Annotated in this window: 12 protein-coding genes and 1 tRNA gene; 6 read left to right on the plus strand and 7 right to left on the minus strand. The window is 69.1% G+C overall.

What is annotated here, in order from left to right:
* Positions 1–274 precede the first annotated feature (274 nt).
* Both H0B56_RS07775 and H0B56_RS07780 read left to right on the plus strand, forming a co-directional pair.
* The gene (locus H0B56_RS07775) at positions 275–2,269 is read left to right on the plus strand and encodes an SDR family oxidoreductase (RefSeq protein ID WP_180892225.1); all 1,995 of its coding nucleotides are present in this window, start codon (positions 275–277) and stop codon (positions 2,267–2,269) included.
* Positions 2,270–2,382: 113 nt separating this feature from the next.
* Complete coding sequence (locus H0B56_RS07780; RefSeq protein ID WP_180892226.1) at positions 2,383–3,480, plus strand: DivIVA domain-containing protein; 1,098 nt, start codon at positions 2,383–2,385, stop codon at positions 3,478–3,480.
* 38 nt (positions 3,481–3,518) lie between these two features.
* Here H0B56_RS07780 and H0B56_RS07785 read toward each other — a convergent pair whose 3' ends face one another.
* From H0B56_RS07785 to H0B56_RS07805, 5 genes are all read right to left on the minus strand, one after another.
* Complete coding sequence (locus H0B56_RS07785; protein WP_180892227.1) at positions 3,519–4,856, minus strand: amidase; 1,338 nt, start codon at positions 4,854–4,856, stop codon at positions 3,519–3,521.
* 374 nt (positions 4,857–5,230) lie between these two features.
* Positions 5,231–7,540, minus strand: coding sequence for an ATP-binding protein (locus H0B56_RS07790; RefSeq protein ID WP_343063796.1), 2,310 nt, complete (start codon positions 7,538–7,540; stop codon positions 5,231–5,233).
* 285 nt (positions 7,541–7,825) lie between these two features.
* Positions 7,826–7,899: transfer RNA gene (locus H0B56_RS07795), tRNA-Leu, on the minus strand.
* Between the two features lie 87 nt (positions 7,900–7,986).
* Entirely contained in the window at positions 7,987–9,315 is a 1,329-nt protein-coding gene (locus tag H0B56_RS07800; RefSeq protein ID WP_180892228.1) for an NAD(P)/FAD-dependent oxidoreductase, read from the minus strand.
* Between the two features lie 70 nt (positions 9,316–9,385).
* A complete protein-coding gene (locus tag H0B56_RS07805; RefSeq protein WP_343063797.1) occupies positions 9,386–10,138 on the minus strand; it encodes a uracil-DNA glycosylase in 753 nt (250 codons plus the stop codon).
* Positions 10,139–10,257: 119 nt separating this feature from the next.
* On the opposite strand from H0B56_RS07805, the gene H0B56_RS07810 reads away from it, so the two are divergent.
* From H0B56_RS07810 to H0B56_RS07825, 4 genes are all read left to right on the plus strand, one after another.
* Positions 10,258–11,766 (plus strand): S10 family peptidase, encoded by a 1,509-nt coding sequence (locus H0B56_RS07810; RefSeq protein WP_180892230.1) that lies wholly within the window; start codon positions 10,258–10,260, stop codon positions 11,764–11,766.
* A gap of 86 nt (positions 11,767–11,852) precedes the next feature.
* A complete protein-coding gene (locus tag H0B56_RS07815) occupies positions 11,853–12,821 on the plus strand; it encodes an aldo/keto reductase (RefSeq protein WP_425484505.1) in 969 nt (322 codons plus the stop codon).
* A gap of 135 nt (positions 12,822–12,956) precedes the next feature.
* Positions 12,957–14,078 (plus strand): hypothetical protein, encoded by a 1,122-nt coding sequence (locus H0B56_RS07820; protein ID WP_180892232.1) that lies wholly within the window; start codon positions 12,957–12,959, stop codon positions 14,076–14,078.
* A 16-nt stretch (positions 14,079–14,094) separates the two neighbouring features.
* A complete protein-coding gene (locus H0B56_RS07825) occupies positions 14,095–14,433 on the plus strand; it encodes a hypothetical protein (RefSeq protein ID WP_180892233.1) in 339 nt (112 codons plus the stop codon).
* A 138-nt stretch (positions 14,434–14,571) separates the two neighbouring features.
* Here H0B56_RS07825 and H0B56_RS07830 read toward each other — a convergent pair whose 3' ends face one another.
* Both H0B56_RS07830 and H0B56_RS07835 read right to left on the minus strand, forming a co-directional pair.
* The gene (locus H0B56_RS07830) at positions 14,572–15,528 is read right to left on the minus strand and encodes a Ppx/GppA phosphatase family protein (protein WP_180892234.1); all 957 of its coding nucleotides are present in this window, start codon (positions 15,526–15,528) and stop codon (positions 14,572–14,574) included.
* A 28-nt stretch (positions 15,529–15,556) separates the two neighbouring features.
* Positions 15,557–16,063: a DUF501 domain-containing protein gene (locus tag H0B56_RS07835; RefSeq protein ID WP_180892235.1), complete on the minus strand. Its 507-nt coding sequence runs from the start codon at positions 16,061–16,063 to the stop codon at positions 15,557–15,559.
* Positions 16,064–16,086: the final 23 nt, after the last annotated feature.

Raw genomic sequence — 16,086 nt, forward strand, 5'->3', positions numbered from 1 at the left:
CTACTACAGGTACAACGGCCGCTTGACGTGGCCGGTTCCCTCAGTCGTATACCGTTCACCCTACCCATACGGGAGCTACCACACGCCCATCCCGTTCAACTCTCGCGACGATTCGCCGGACGCGGTGCTACCGGACCACGTAACCCAGGCCACCGTACCGGCGGTTGCGCTGGTCTCGTTGTTACCGATGAAGCAGAATGTCATCACCTCGCTACCCCGCGGACGGTAGCGAGGCCACGCGGCAGCCGGCGACGCTGGTAGAGGAGGACGTCTCATGACCACGTACCTGGTGACGGGCGCGACCGGCCTGATCGGGCGGCACTACCTCGAACTTCTCCTCGCCGATTCCGACACCGAACGGGTGTGGGTCACCGTGCGCGCGGGCTCGGAAGCCAAGCTGAACAGGTTCAGCGCACGCTGGCCGAACCACGAGAAGCTCACGCCGGTCACCGGTGACGTGTCGACGGAGCTGCTCGGCATGACCGAGCAGACGCGGACCGAGCTGCGCGGCAACGTCGACAACGTCGTGCACCTCGCCGCGCTCTACGACCTCACGGCCGACGAGGAAAGCAACGTACGGTCCAACGTCGACGGTACGGCCAACGTCATCGACCTGTGCACCGACATCGAAGCCGGCTGCTTGCACCACGTGTCCTCGGTCGCCGTTGCCGGGGACTACAAGGGGACGTTCACCGAGGAGATGTTCGACGTGGGCCAGCACCTGCCCACGCCGTACCACCGGACGAAGTTCGAGTCCGAGCGCCTGGTGCGCACCCAGTCGACGGTGCCGTGGCGGGTGTACCGGCCCGCGGTCGTCGTCGGTAACTCGCGAACCGGCGAGATGGACAAGATCGACGGCCCGTACTACCTGTTCCCCGCAATCGCACGACTCAGCGCGCTGCCCAGCCTTCCGGCCATCGCTCCGGACATCGGCGACACCAACATCGTCCCCGTCGACTACGTCGCCAAAGCCCTGCACGCGCTCGCCCGCAGGGACGGGCTGAACCAGCGCACCTTCCACCTGGTCAACCCGGAGCCCCAGCCGGTGACCTCGATCTACAACGCCTTCGCGCGGGCGGCGGGCGCACCGACGATCACCGCCGAGCTCGGTGACACCGTGAGCAAGGGGATCATCCAGCTGGCGAAGGTCTCCGACTACATCCCCGGAGTGACGATCGCGAGGGACGCCGTTCTCGAACGGGTCGGGCTGCCGCCCGTCCTGCTGGACAACATGGCGTTCCCGTCGGTGTTCGCCTCCGCCGAGACGCGCAAGCAGCTCGCCCCCGACGGCATCGAGGTGCCACGCCTGTCCGAGTACGCGAGCCTGCTGTGGTCGTACTGGGCCGAGCACCTCGATCCGTACCGCGCGCGCAAGCACGGCCCCCGTGGCGAGCTCGACGGCCGCAGGGTGGTGATCACCGGAGCCTCCTCGGGGATCGGCCGCGCCACCGCACTCCGGGTGGCTGCCGAGGGCGGGTACCCGCTGCTTGTCGCCCGCAGGCAGCACGAGCTCGAGGAGGTGCGCAGCGAGATCGTCCAGGCAGGCGGGCAGGCCTCCATCTACCCGTGCGACCTCACGGACGGCGACTCGGTCGGCAAGACGGTGGACGCGATGCTGGCCGACCACGGCAGGGTCGACATGCTCGTGAACAACGCGGGGCGGTCGATCCGGCGGGCCATCCGGCTGTCCTACGACCGGATGCACGACTACGAGCGTGCGATCGCGATCAACTACTTCGGCGCGGTCCGGATGATCCTCGCACTGCTCCCGCACATGACCGAGCGCAAGTTCGGCCACATCGTCAACATCTCGTCGATCGGTGTGCAGGGCATCGCGCCGCGCTTCTCGGCCTATGTCGCGTCGAAGGCCGCGCTGGACTACTTCAGCAAGATCGCGGCTGTGGAGATGCACGGCGACGGGGTCACGTTCACCACCGTGCACATGCCGCTGGTGCGTACGCCGATGATCCGGCCGACCAAGATCTACGACGCCTTCCCCACCAAGTCGCCGGAGCAGGCCGCTTCGATGGTCGTCGACGCCCTCAAGGATCGCCCGAAGCACATCGGCAGCCCCAGTGGCCAGCTCATCAGCACGGCCTACACGCTGGCCCCCGGGCTCGCCGACGCTCTCGCATATCAGGCATTCCGGGTCTTCCCGGATTCCGTCGCCGCAGGGGGTGAGGGTAAGCTCAAGATCGGCCGAGGCGAGCAGCAACTCGGCCGTGCCGCCGCGGCTCTGGTGAAGCTCACCAGGGGCTTCCACTGGTGAGTGAGTCTCCGGCGCGCGCAACGGGCGGTAGCTGTGCGGGACGTTGTGCCGCACAGGGGGCCGATACCCCACACCTCCGACCACAACACTCCGTACGCAGGTAACGTCGAAGCATGACTTCGCCCAGCCCGAAGCGAGACGACGCCGTGACGCCTCTACAGCGCGAATTCGACCATGTGTGGAACGGGTTCGACCGCAGCCAGGTCCGCGAGTACATCGCGAACCTGGAGACCACCCTGGAACGCCTCATCGAGGACCGCGACTCCGCGCGAGCACAGGTGAGCTCGCTGACCGAGCAGCTGGACTCGTTGCGCTCCGAGAACGGCCAGCTCCAGGCGCGGGTCGAGGAGTTGCTGGTGCCTCCGGAGAACCTGGAGGATCTCGACGAGCGTATGCAGCGGGTCGGGCATCTGGCATACCTCCAGGCCGAGGAGATCACCACGCGCGCCCAGACCGCGGCCGAGGAGCGGTGGAAGGAGACCGCGCAGGCATCGATCGACCTGCGAGAGCGCTACCGCTCGCTGCTCAAGGAGCTGGACTCGCAGGCGCAGCAGCTGCACGCCCAGCACCGCGCCGCGCTCGAGGAAACCCGCGTGGAGGTCCAGAAGCTCACCACGGACGCGGTGCGCCGCAGGGAGCAGCTCGACGCCGAGGAGGAGCGCAAGCGCCGGTCCATCGAGCAGGAGTTCGACGCGTCGATGGCGGCGCAGCGCAGCGCGCTGGAGAAGTACATCGCCGACCAGCAGACGGCGAGCAAGAACCAGGCCGAGCGCAGGCTGTCCGACGCCGCCGAGGAAGCCAGGAAGCGGATCGCGGACGCCCAGGCCGAGGCGGACCGCAGGATCGCCGAGGCCAACTCGGTCCTCGAGCGGCTGGCCGCGCTCCGCAACCATGCCAGCGACAAGCTCGCCGGAGCCGACCAGATCCTGGCCGACAGCGAGGCCGCGATCGAACCGCTCGACGAGGAGCAGCTACCTGTACCGCGTGCCGAGGACGACGACGAGGCCCTCGGCGTCTCCGCAACCGAGGGCGGTTCCGCGCGGGCCGAGTCGGCGAGCGCACCCGACGGGCACGAGCAGCCCGCCGCCGGGCAGGACGCCGATGGCGGCACGGACGACGCGCTGCCCAAGCGCACGCCGAAGCAGCAGACCCCGCCCCGGCAGACCACCGTGAGCGCGCGAAGCGGCGACGAGGGGGCATCCGCTCAGTAGCGAGCCCCCGGACCTCGGGGCACTCGCACGGGGTCGGTTCAGGTGACGCCGATCGTCGTGCGCTGCCACCCGTTCATCCGTTCCAGCGCCGCGGCCAGCCCGATCAACCGCGTCTCGTCACCCGGCCGGGCGACGAGCTGAACGCCGAGCGGCACGCCTCGCCTGGTGGTCGCCATGGGTACCGTCATCGCGGGGAAGCCCGCCAGATTCCACGGCCCGGTGAACGGCGCGAAGCGCAGCGCGGGCAGCGCGTTACGCAGCCACGAGGCTCGATGCCACTGCCGGGCCCGTGGGGGTGGCGCGGCATAGGTGGGGGTGATCAGCACGTCGTGGTGCTCGAAGAACTCCAGTGCACGATCCCGCCATCGCTGTGCCGTGCGCTCCCGGACAAGGCCGGCACGGAGGATCGCACGCCCGGTGGCAAGGTGGCGCCGCGTCCGCCGCTGCAGCGCAGCGTGATCCCAACCCGTCGCCGTCCGCACGGGACCCGCGAACCAGCGGGCCAGCAACCCGCCAGGAGTGTTCAGGCCGTAGCGGGGGCCGGTCCGGGAGAGGACATGGCCGTCGTCGGCGAGCAGCCGTGCCGCGGTGGCCACCGGGGCCCGCAACGCGCGCGCGACCGGCATGCCGAGCGGTGGTCTGGTCGACGTCGCGATGCGCAGTGGCGAGACGGGCTCGTGCACCTCAGCGAGGTCCGGGCGGTCGGCGAGCACCGACAGCATCACCGCCGCATCGGCCACCGTGGTGGCCAACGAACCGTGCGTGGACATACCGAACCAGGAGGATGCTTCCTCCTCGGCGATGACCCCCGCGCCCGGCTTGATACCCACCAGGCCGCACACCGCCGCGGGCAGGCGCACAGACCCGAGACCGTCCGTTCCATGGGCGAGCGGCACCAATCCCGCTCCGACGGCCGCCGCGCTACCACCCGACGAGCCGCCAGCGGTGTAGGTGGCGTTCCACGGATTGCGCGCCACGCCGCCGGGATCATCGCTCATCGGCCAGATGCACAGCTCCGGCACCCGTGTCACGCCGACGATCACCGCGCCTGCCGCGCGCAACCGGGCCACGATGACATGCTCCTCCGTCGCGACACCGGACGGCGCGGCATCCGAACCCCACAGCGCGGACCGTCCGTCGACGGCCACGACGTCCTTGACCGCCACCGGAACTCCGGCCAGCGGAAGGTCACCTCGGCCGGCGCTGTCCCGCACCGCCGCGGCCTCGGACATCGCCGACTCCGCACGCACGGCGCGGAACGAGCCGAGCTCGCCGTCCGCGCTGCCGATCCGCGCAAGCGTGTCCTCGAGTATCCGGACAGGGTCGCTCTCGCCCGCGCGCACGCGGGCGGCCAGCTCGGTCGCCGTAGGGTTCATACCGCGACTCTAACCGCACTGGCCGCTTCGGACAGTCGGAGGCGATCGACCGCGGTCGCGAGGAACGGGGGCCGCACGCGAAACGGGGCGCGGGACCCGAGGTCCCGCGCCCCGTCCGGACCGCAGGGCTTACTTCGCCCGGCGCTCTCCCTGGTACGGAGCGAATCCACGGGCGACATCATGCGCCCGGTTGAGATCACTGACAAACCTCGAGAACTTACTGATCAGGACACGCATGATCGTCACCTCGCTTTCTTCGCATGGACTTGCCACACTCCACGTCGTCGCGGAGGGCACGGGTGTTAACAGCGGCAGCGAGATTCTTGTTCCCGGCCTTCGGCCCCGCCCGGTGACGGGCGACGTGCGATCGCCGATCAGCGCCGGTTCCTGGTGATCCACGCCGCGATCTGGGCCCGGTTGCTGAACCCGAGCTTGGTGAGTATGTGGTTGATGTGCGTCTCGGCGGTGCGTTGCGCGATCACCAGCCGATCCGCGATCCCCCGGTTCGTCAGGCCCTGCGCGACCAGTTCGGCGATCTGCGCCTCCCGCCGCGTCAGCGGTTCGTCGGGCTGCCGGGGTGCGACCGGATCCTCGCCGAGCGCGTAGGCCACCGCCTCGTCCACCGGCAGCGCGTACCCGTCCGCGAACTCCCTGATCGCCTCCTCCTGGCCGAGCTCGCCCGTCACCAGTTCGGTGTCGGTGTGCAGCGGCTCGACGAACGCGGCGTAGTGGTTGGGAGAGGCGCCGAGCGATTGCCATACCGCCATGGCCGCGCCGAACAACCTGGCGGCCCTGCTGGGCTGCCCGCTGTGCGCCGCGCAGCCTGCCATGACCGTCAGCGAGAACGCGATGACGACACGGTCGTCGATGCGCTGCTGCAACCGCAGCACCTCAAGGCAGGCCCCGACGGCCTGCTGGATGTCCCCGCACAGATACTCCGCGGCCGCCCGCGACCACAGTGCCCACGATCGCCAGAAACACTCGCCACGAGCGGTGAAAGCCGCGACGCAGTCACGGAGCACCCGGCGGCCACCGTCCAGATCCTCGTCCAGGCTCAGCGCGAGGCCGTAGTTGAAGGTGGCCCACAGTTCGGCGCCCAGCTCCCCCTGGGTACGGAACATGCCGGCCGAACGGCGGAACAGCTCCCTGGCTTTCGGCATGTCGTTACCGATCAATGCGGCGTAGGCACGCACGTTGTGCACGTAGGCGCGGGCGTTGTCGTCGTCGGTCGCGTCGGCGAGCTCGGACGCCTGCCGCGCCGCACTCTCGAACGCCTGGACATCACCCTGCACCAGGGCGAGGAACCCGTAGTACGACAGCGCCCTTGCCCGGCCGGGACTGTCGGCGGGTGCGACGTCGAGCAGCCTGCTGAGCTGGACTCTGCCTTCCGTGTTGAGCCCCCTGCCCAGCCAGTACTCCTTGCAGGCGAAGATCATGCGCATCCCGACGGCGGCCTCGTCAGGATCGCTCGCGCAGAAGTCCAGGGCGACACGGAGGTCGGCGTGCTCGCGCCGGAGCCGCCCGAGCCACGCCGCCTGGTCCGGGCCGATCCATTCGCGTTCGAACGCCGAGGTCAGCTCGACGTAGAAGGCACGGTGGCGGCGCCGCACGGTCTCCAGCTCGCCCGCGGCACGGAGCCGATCCTCCCCGTACTGCCGCATCGTCTCGAGCATGCGGTACCGGACCTCGCCGTGCTGCTCCTCGCGGAGCAGCACGGATTTGTCCAGCAGGCCGTCGATCACATTCACGACCGAACCGGTGTCGACGCCCTCACCCGCGCACACGACTTCCGCCGCATCCAGGTCGAAGCTGGCGGAGAACACCGACGCGCGCGCCCACACCAGCCGTTCCGACTCGGTGCAGAGTTCGTAGCTCCAGTCCATCAGCGCGCGCAATGTCTCATGGCGACCAGGTCCGCTGCGGTTCCCGCTGGTCAACGACATGAGCTGCTCGTTCAGCCTGTCCGCGAGCCTGCGTACCGACAGCGCCCGCACCCGTACGGCGGCGAGCTCGATCGCCAGCGGGAGCCCGTCGAGGCGGCGACACAACCTCGCCACGTCCTCCGCGTTGTCCTCGGTGAGCGCGAACGACGGCACCACGGCGCGCGCCCGGTCCACGAACAGCGTCACCGCTTCGGACCGTTCCAGCCGCGCCACCGGCTCGTCCGGTTCGGGGACATGCAACGGTGGAACCGGGAGGACTCGCTCGCCGGGAGCACCGAGGGACTGGCGGCTGGTCGCCAGCACGACCACGCCTGGGCACGCTCCGATCACGTTGCCGACCAGGTGCGCGCACGCGTCCACCAGGTGCTCGCAGTTGTCCAGCACCAGCAGCAGGCGCTTGGTGCGGAGAGCGTCCACCACGAGGTCGAGCGCGGGCAACGTCGAACGGTCTCCGAGACCGAGCCGGTCGGCGACCGTGTTGACGAGCAGGTCCGGCTCCCGGAGCTCGGCGAGCCCGACGAAAAACACACCATCGGGAAAGGTCGTCCGCACCGTTGCCGCCGCCCGCAGCGCCAGGCGGGACTTGCCGACCCCGCCCGGACCGGTCAGTGTCACCAGGGAAGAGCTCGCCATCAAGGTCGTGAGCTCGCGTAGCTCGACGTCCCTGCCGACGTACGCGTTCACCTCCGCGGGCAGGGAGCCACCAGGCGATCGCTGCACGGCCGAGCCAGGCGCGGACACCTCATCACCAGCCCCAACTTGTCGAGGATCGCAGCGCAACCCACGGCTGCCGACACCCACCAGACCGGCGAAACGGTAACCCGTTCGAGTTCGCCGGATGCTACCGAGGATTGCGTCTACCGTGCTCGGAGCGCCCAAGCCTACGCGGCGGGCACCGAGTTCACCAGCGGTCACGCGGCGGCGGGTCCGCGCCGTCACGGCCACGGGCACCAGGTGAGGTGACCTCGACTGGCGACGGGTGGCGCCAGGAGACCCCCGCTGTGAGTGATATCACGCTACGTGCGGTGCCCCCGACCGGACTCGAACCGGCACTGAATCGATTTTAAGTCGACCGCCTCTGCCAATTGGGCCACGGGGGCACTCACGAGCTTATTCGCCTCCGGCAGGAGCGATACGCCGGGGCCCGCGCCGGCGGGATCAGTGTCCCGCCGGCGGGAACGGGGGCCTCAGCTCTGCTGGGACACCCGCGCGAAGTCGGCCTTCGGGTCGTTGATCTGGCCCATCGAGACCACCTCGCGGCGGAACAGGCCACCGAGCAGCCAGTCCACGGTGATGCGGGCCTTCTTGTTGAACGTCGGCATCCGGCTCACGTGATAGATGCGGTGCATGCTCCACGCCTTGAAGCCCTTGGCCTTGATGTTGTAGACGTCGGCGACACCCTTGTGCAGCCCGAGGCTGGCGACCGAGCCCGCGTTGGAGTGCGAGTAATCCTTCGGCTGGTTGCCCCGGAGCGTACGAAGGACGTTCTTGGTCAGCTGGTGCGCCTGGCGCACGGCGTGCTGGGCGTTCGGCGGGCAGATGGCGGTGGGGTCCTCCTCCGTCTTGGACAGGTCAGGCACCGCGGCGCAGTCACCTGCCGCCCAGACCCCCGGCGTGCCCGCGACCTGCAGCGCCGCGGTGGCCTGCACACGACCGGACTTGTGCAGCGGCAGGTCGGAGGAGGCGATCACGGGGTTGGCCTTGACACCGGCGGTCCAGATGATCGTGTCACTGTCGAACTCGGTGCCGTCGTCCAGCACGACGTGGCCCTCTTCCATGGACTTCACCAGCGTCGACAGGTACACCTCGATCCCGCGCTTCTCCAGCTGCTCGACCGTGTAGACACCGAGGCTCTCCCGCACCTCCGGCAGGATCCGCCCGGCGCCCTCGACGAGAACCCAGCGGATGTCGTCCGGGCTGATGTTGGAGTAGTAGCGGCAGGCGAACTTGGACATGTCCTCCAGCTCGGCAAGCGCCTCGATCCCGGCGAACCCGCCACCGATCACGGTGAAGGTCAGCAACCGCTTGCGCAGCTGGGGATCCAGCGTGCTGGAGGCCTGGTCCATCCGGGAGAGCACATGGTTGCGCAGGTAGATCGCCTCACCGATGGTCTTGAACGCGATGCCCTGCTCGGCCAGCCCCGGAACCGGAAGCAGCCGGGCCACGGAGCCGAGCGCGATCACGAGCACGTCGTAGGACAGTTCCTGGACATGCCCGTCCGCGCCTTCCACGGTCACCGACTTGTTCTCGTGCTCGATGGAGTTGACACGGGCCGTGAGCACATGGCAACGCTTCAACGAGCGCCGCAGTGGAACGACCACGTGCCGAGGCTCGATCGCACCAGCAGCCGCCTCCGGCAGGAACGGTTGGTACGTCATGTGCGGCTGGGGGTCGACGATGGTGACGGAAGCCTCATTGGCGCGAAGCTTGCGCTGTAGACCCAAAGCGGTGTACAGGCCGACGTACCCGCCGCCAAGGATCAGGATGCGGGTCGGCTCCGACTTTCGTGCGCTCATGAATTCATCGTTACACTTCGCGCACTGTGACACGACCCCAGCCCACCCCTCTGTGAGCTAGAACGCCACCTCACCGCAAGCTCGCGGCACGTGCCGCATCGCTGAGCACATCACGCAACATCGCGGGGGTGAGCCTGCCGGTGAAGGTGTTCTGTTGCGACACGTGGAAGCTGCCGAACACCCGCACCTCACCCGCACGGGGGTGAGCATGGCCATCACGGGGCGTGACGACCGCGTGCGCACCGTGTCCGAAGCGCGGTCGCGGTTTCGGCACCTGCCAACCGGTAGCGGCGAGTACCCGCATCACCGACTGCCACCCGAAGCCGCCCAGGGCCACGACCGCACGCAGGTTCGGCGCGAGCAACGCCAGCTCGCGTTCCAGCCACGGCTGGCAGGTGTCCCGCTCGGCGGGGGTCGGCTTGTTGTCCGGCGGGGCGCAGTGCACCGGGGCGGTGATCCGGGTGCCGTACAGCACGAGCCCGTCGCCCGGATGCGTCGACAGTGCCTGCGAGGCGAGGCCCACCTCGTGCAGCGCCGCGTAGAGCACGTCGCCCGAACGATCGCCGGTGAACATCCGGCCCGTCCGGTTGGCCCCGTGGGCCGCGGGCGCCAACCCGACGATGACCAGCGCCGCGTCGGCGGGACCGAACCCGGGCACCGGTCGGCCCCAGTACTCCTGGTCGACGAAGGCGGCACGCTTGTCCCGCGCTACCTGCTCCCGCCAGGCCACCAGCCGGTCACACGCACGGCAGCCGGTGACGGCCTCGTCGAGCCCGGCGACGGTGGTCGCCTCGGCGGGCTCCTGCGCGCGACGGTGGGACACGCCTGCCATTGTGGCGCACCGCCGACACCACGGCTGGGGCGAGCCGAGGGACCTCTTCGGTGCATATGTGGTACCCGAGGAGTCCTTCGGCTCGTCCCCCAACCGCTATGGTCGGCCGCATGACATCGACATCCTCGGACGAAGCCGGGAAGACCCCCGGCGACGGCGCGGCACGGGACGACCGCAACGGCACCCCTCCGGCTCCCACCGACGACCTGGTCACCACGCAGCACACCTTGACGACTCGGGAAAGCACCCTGCACTACACCGCGCAGACCGGGCGCATGGTGCTCCGCGAGGAACAGGTCACCGACGAGACCTTCGACGGGCACATCCCCAAGGCCGAGGTGTTCCTCACCGCCTACACACTGGACGGCGCCGATCCGGAGCACCGTCCGGTCACGTTCGCCTTCAACGGCGGCCCCGGCTCGTCCAGCGTCTGGCTGCACCTGGGCGTTCTCGGGCCGCGCCGTGCGGTCTCCGGCGACGTCGGCGCGCCGGAACCGCCGCCCTACGGGCTGACCGACAACGCCGAGTCGCTTCTCGAGCACAGTGATCTCGTGTTCATCGACCCGGTATCCACCGGGTACTCGCGCGCCGCGCAGGGCAAGAAGCCGAAGGAGTACCACGGCTTCACCGCCGACATCACCTCCGTCGGCGAGATCATCCGCCTCTGGGTGACCCGCAACGGGCGCTGGCTGTCCCCGAAGTTCCTCGCAGGCGAGTCGTACGGGACCGTGCGCGCCGCCGGGTTGGCCGAGCACCTGCAGACCAAGTACGGCATGTATCTCAACGGGTTGATGCTGCTGTCCTCGGTCGTCGACTTCGGCACCCAGTTCTTCACCGAGGGCAACGACCTCGCCTACGCGCTCTACGTGCCCACCTACGCCGCGATCGCCCACTACCACGGCCTCCACCCGGATCGCGAGCTCACCGAGCTGCTCGCCGAGGCCGAGGAGTTCGCCTCCGGCGACTACCTGTGGGCGCTGGCGCGGGGCTCGCGACTGACCACCGACCAGCGCGCCGACATCGCGGCCCGGCTCGCCCGGCTGACCGGGCTGTCCGCGGACTACACCGAGCGCGTGAACCTGCGTGTCGAGCACCTCCGCTTCTTCACCGAGCTGTTGCGCCATCGCAGGCTCGTCGTCGGCAGGCTGGACTCGCGGTTCACCGGCTCCGAGGCGGACTACGGGCTGGAGCGGATGTCCAGCGACCCGTCGTTCTCGGCGATCTACGGCCCCTACGCCGCTGCGCTGAACCACTACGTACGCGCCGAGCTGAACTACGAGAACGACCTGCCGTACGAGATCCTGAGCTTCGGGGTGAACTCCTCCTGGTCCTACTCCGAGTTCGAGAACTCCCATGTCACCGTGTCGGACAAGCTGTCGGCGGCGATGCGTGCGAATCCACACCTGAAGCTGCACGTGGCGTTCGGCTACTACGACGGGGCCACGCCGTACTACGCGGCCGAGCACGCGCTGGCCCACCTCGCTGTGCCGGACGAGCTGCTGGACAACATCTCGCGTGCCTACTACCCGGCGGGCCACATGATGTACGTGCACGAGCCGTCCCGGCTGCGGCAGTCCGAGGACTTGAAGGAGTTCGTGCGGGGCAGCTCGAACAGGTAGGCGGCGCACATACCGCCGCTGTGACGAACTCGATCCCCCTCCGGGGTGCGTGCGCCACACAGGAGTGCTGTGCTGGGGGTATGCAGATGACGAGGTTGGGCAGAAGTGGTCTGGACGTGTCCCGTATCGCCTTCGGCACCTGGCAGGTCGGCGGGGACTGGGGAGACTTCGACTCGGAGTCGGCGATCGCCGCGATCCGCCGCGCTCACGATCTCGGCGTCAACTTCTTCGACACCGCGCAGGCCTACGGGTTCGGCACGGCCGAGCAGCTGCTGTCCCGGGCCCTCGGCAGCGAGCTCAAACGGGACCGGGACAGCATCGTGATCGCGACGAAGGGCGGCATCAATCCCGGTACCGACCGGCCACGCGACGCCAGCAGGTCGTGGCTGCGGCACGGTGTCGAGGAGAGCCTGCGCCATCTGGACGTCGACTACATCGACCTGTACCAGGTCCACTGGCCCGACTCGGCCACCCCGGCCGAGGAGACCGCGAACGCCCTGCAGGAGCTGGTCGACGAGGGCAAGATCCGCCACGTCGGCGTGTCGAACTACACCGCGGCCCAGCTCGCCGAGTTCGACGCGGTACGTCCCGTCGAGACCTTGCAGCCGCCGTACCACCTGCTGCGGCGCTCGGTCGAGCAGGACTCGCTCGCGTACGCGCGCGAGCACGACATCGGGGTGCTCGCCTACAGCGTGCTCGGCAGCGGGCTGCTCACCGGGACGCTCAGCAGGCAGAGCACGTTCGCCCCTGGGGACTGGCGTTCGCACGCGAGCGCGTTCCGGGGCGAGAGCCTGCGCCGCAATCTGGAGGTGGTCGACGAGCTGGCTTCCTTCGCCGCGTCGAAGAACGCCTCGGTCAGCCAGCTGGCGATCGCGTGGACCCTCGCCCAGCCTGGCGTGCACGTGGCCATCGTGGGCGCGCGCAGGCCAGGCACGATCGAGGCCAGTATCGCCGGGGTGGATGTGCGGCTCAGCGACGCGGACCTCGCCGAGATCGAGCGGATCACCGCACCCGGTGTGCCGGTCGGGGGCGCCACCCCGGAAGGCATCGAGTAGGAACTCGATACGAGGTTTCTGCGCGAACGCCTGCGGGCGGCGGCCGGTGCTGGCTACCGTTGGCGTGGATCACCACGGCATGCCGCGCCACGCGCGGTGTGCGAGCAGCGCTGACCGGGCAAGGAGGTACGGGCGTTGTCGTTCGAGTTCGACATCGACTCGGCGATCGGATTCCGCACCACGCTGGACGAGCTCGGCGAGGACGTGGCCGAGGGGAAGAGCTACATCGCGCAGCACGCGGACTTCGGGATCGCGGGTACCGGCATCATCAACTCGTTCCGGTCCGGCCACAGCGCGGCTTCGGGCGCGGTCGAGAGCCAGCTCGACCACATCCGCGAGTACCTGACCTCCACGCTGTCCGGGTTCATGGGCGAGGTCTTCTTCGTGTACCGGAGCGAGGAGGAATCCGTCCGTTCTCGACTCCGTGCGCTTGAGGACGAGTTCGGTGCCGAGTCCAGCATGATGGACGATCGCCGGGAAGCCAACGACTACAGTCCGGACACGGGAACGACCGCGACGGGCTATGTCCGCGAGACCGAGCCCGCGGAGAGCCTGAAGGACGTGGAAGCCGGCAGCGACAGCGTGTACTCCCGCCCCGAGCCCGGCAGCGTGCTGGAGTACTTCAGCGTCACCTACGTGATCCGCTCGATCATCACGATGTGCGGGTTCTCCGACCCGTTCGACTGGCTCGGTGTCAAGCTCGCGGGCGACTGGGACAAGTTCACCGAGTACAGCATGGCGCTGGAGAACCTCGCCGACTGCATCGACGGTGTCGCGACCAACCTGCGGCGGCACGTCGACCAGCTCGAGGAATCATGGACAGGCAACGCGTACGCCGCATGCAACGTCGCGATCTACGACATCGCCAACCAGCTGCAGCAAGGTACCGCTGAGCCGTTGCGCGAGCTCGCGGGCCACTACGAGGAAGCCGCGCAGATCGCGATCGACGCGTACCACGCGCTGGAACCCTCCATGGGCATCGTCGCCGATGCCGCCACCGGCATCGGCATGTTCAGTGCCATCACCAAGGGTGTGAAGAAGCTCGTCGACGACCTGGGCGAGGCCATCGACGAAGTCATCGGGGTGACGACGGAGACGGAAGCCCTCGCCGCGGCGCAGAACACAAAATTCATCGAGATCGAGTTCGTGCCGCTGGATCGGCTCAGCGGCCCCACGGGCGAGGACCGGGCGGACAATCTCGAGATCCTGACCGAGGACGGCCTTCCCATGGTCCTCGAGAAGTACGAGAGGCAGTAACGGTGGGTTCGACGCGATGAAGATCGATGCACTACGTCAGCGCGTCAACGACGCGTTCGGCGAGCTGACCCGCTCCGGAAGGCCGGAGGTCCGGGAGATCGCCGAGGAAGTCGTCGACGGCCGCAGGCGACCGAGCGAGTTCCTGCACAGTACCGCTTACTCCGAGTTCTTCCACGAGTGTCTGTCCACGCTGGAGAACATGGATCCTGCCGAGCGAGAGGCACTGCTGAACACCGACGGGGACCTCACCGAGCAGGCGGATGCCGGCGCTGCCGACGCCGGCGACCGGTCGCGCGATGCGGAGCAGGACGACGAGGACGACGACGACTTCTTCCAGCGAAGCTTCATCCGCTGACCGAGCAGTCCCGATTGGTCCCGACTGTCACCGCATGACCGTATTGAGCCGATCCCCGGCACGCGCCGGAAGGAGCCCAAGGTGACCTCGGTTCCATAGAAGGAGCCGAACGTGACATTGGGCTCCACCCCTGCTGGGTTAGTCGGCGAGGGACAGGGCGATGCCGTCGAGGATGTCGTGCTCGCTGACGACGAGGGTGTCCGGCCCACCGCGGGCGGCGAGCTGCTCGGCGAGTACCTGCACGATCAGTGCACCGCCGCCCATGACGTCCACCCGGCCCGGATGGATCACCGGGTTGGCTGCGCGCTCCTCGTGGTCGGCGGACAGCAGCCAGCTCGTCGTGCGCTCGATCTCCGCGGGACCGAGCACCGAGAGGTGCGTGCGTTCGGAGTCGTACTCGGGCAGCTCCTGCGCGATCGCGGACATCGTGGTCACGGTCCCCGCGACGCCGATCCAGGTACGCGCGGCGGACACGTCGACCGCGTCGAAGGCCTCCGCGAGCACCTCCGCGGTCAGCTTCCGCGCCTCGGCGACCTCCTCGGCGGTCGGCGGGTCCGACGGCAGCGCCCGCTCGGTGATGCGCACGCACCCGATGTCCACCGAGCACGACGCCCGCACGTGCGCCGTCCTGCCGTCCCAGTCCCCGAGCACCAGCTCGGTGGAGCCACCCCCGACGTCGACGACCAGGAACGGCCCGTCGTCCGGGTCGAGTTCGGCCACCGCTCCCGCGAAGGACAGCTGAGCCTCGGCCTCGCCGGTGATGACCTCGGCCCGCACCCCGAGGATCCGCTCGGTCATGTCGAAGAACTCGGCGGTGTTGCTGGCGTCCCTCGTCGCCGAGGTCGCCACCATCCGCACGCGCTCGGCGCCCTTGCGCCGGGCGGCGTGGGTGTAGTCCGCCAGCGCCGCCCGCGTGCGCTCCAGCGCGTCCGGCGCGAGCCTTCCGGTGGCGTCCACGTCCTGCCCCAGCCGCACGACCCGCATCTCACGATGCAGGTCCCGCAGCGTCACCGTGTTGTCGTGGTTGGGCATCAGCTCGGCGGCCAGGAAGCGGATGGAGTTCGTCCCACAGTCGATCGCGGCAACCCTCGTCATGCCGTTCAGCGTATCCGCCCGCGTGGCGCTACCCCGCGCACTCCCCCTGCGGCCAGCTTCCGCCGAGCAGGTCGAGCGTCTCGTCCCCGATCGGGTTGACCCCGGACCCGACCGCCAACGTATGCGCCAGATGGACGTGCAGGCACTTCACCCTGTCCGGCATGCCGCCCGCCGTCACCTCGTGGCCGAGGGGCTCGATCGCGTCGCGCGCGGCGAGGTACGACTCGTGCGCACGCCGGTACCGCTCGGCCAGGTCGGTGTCGTGCGCGAGGCGCTCGGTCATCTCGCGCATCACCCCCGATGCCTCGAGCGAGCCGACCAGGGAGCCCAGCCGGGGGCACGTCAGGTAGTACAGCGTGGGAAACGGCGTGCCGTTCTCCAGCCTCGGGTTGGTCTGCACCACGGCCGGATGGCCGCTCGGGCAGCGCGCCGCGACGGCCCGCAACGCGCGCGGCGGCCTGCCCAGCTGCTCGGCGACCACCGCCCGGTCGTCCTCGGTCACCGGCTCGAGTCCGGCGCTGTCCCGTCCATGCACAGCGATCAGCCTATCGGCCCGCT

It is taken from the genome of Haloechinothrix aidingensis (genome assembly GCF_013450155.1).
In the GTDB taxonomy this organism is placed as follows: Bacteria; Actinomycetota; Actinomycetes; order Mycobacteriales; family Pseudonocardiaceae; genus Haloechinothrix; species Haloechinothrix aidingensis.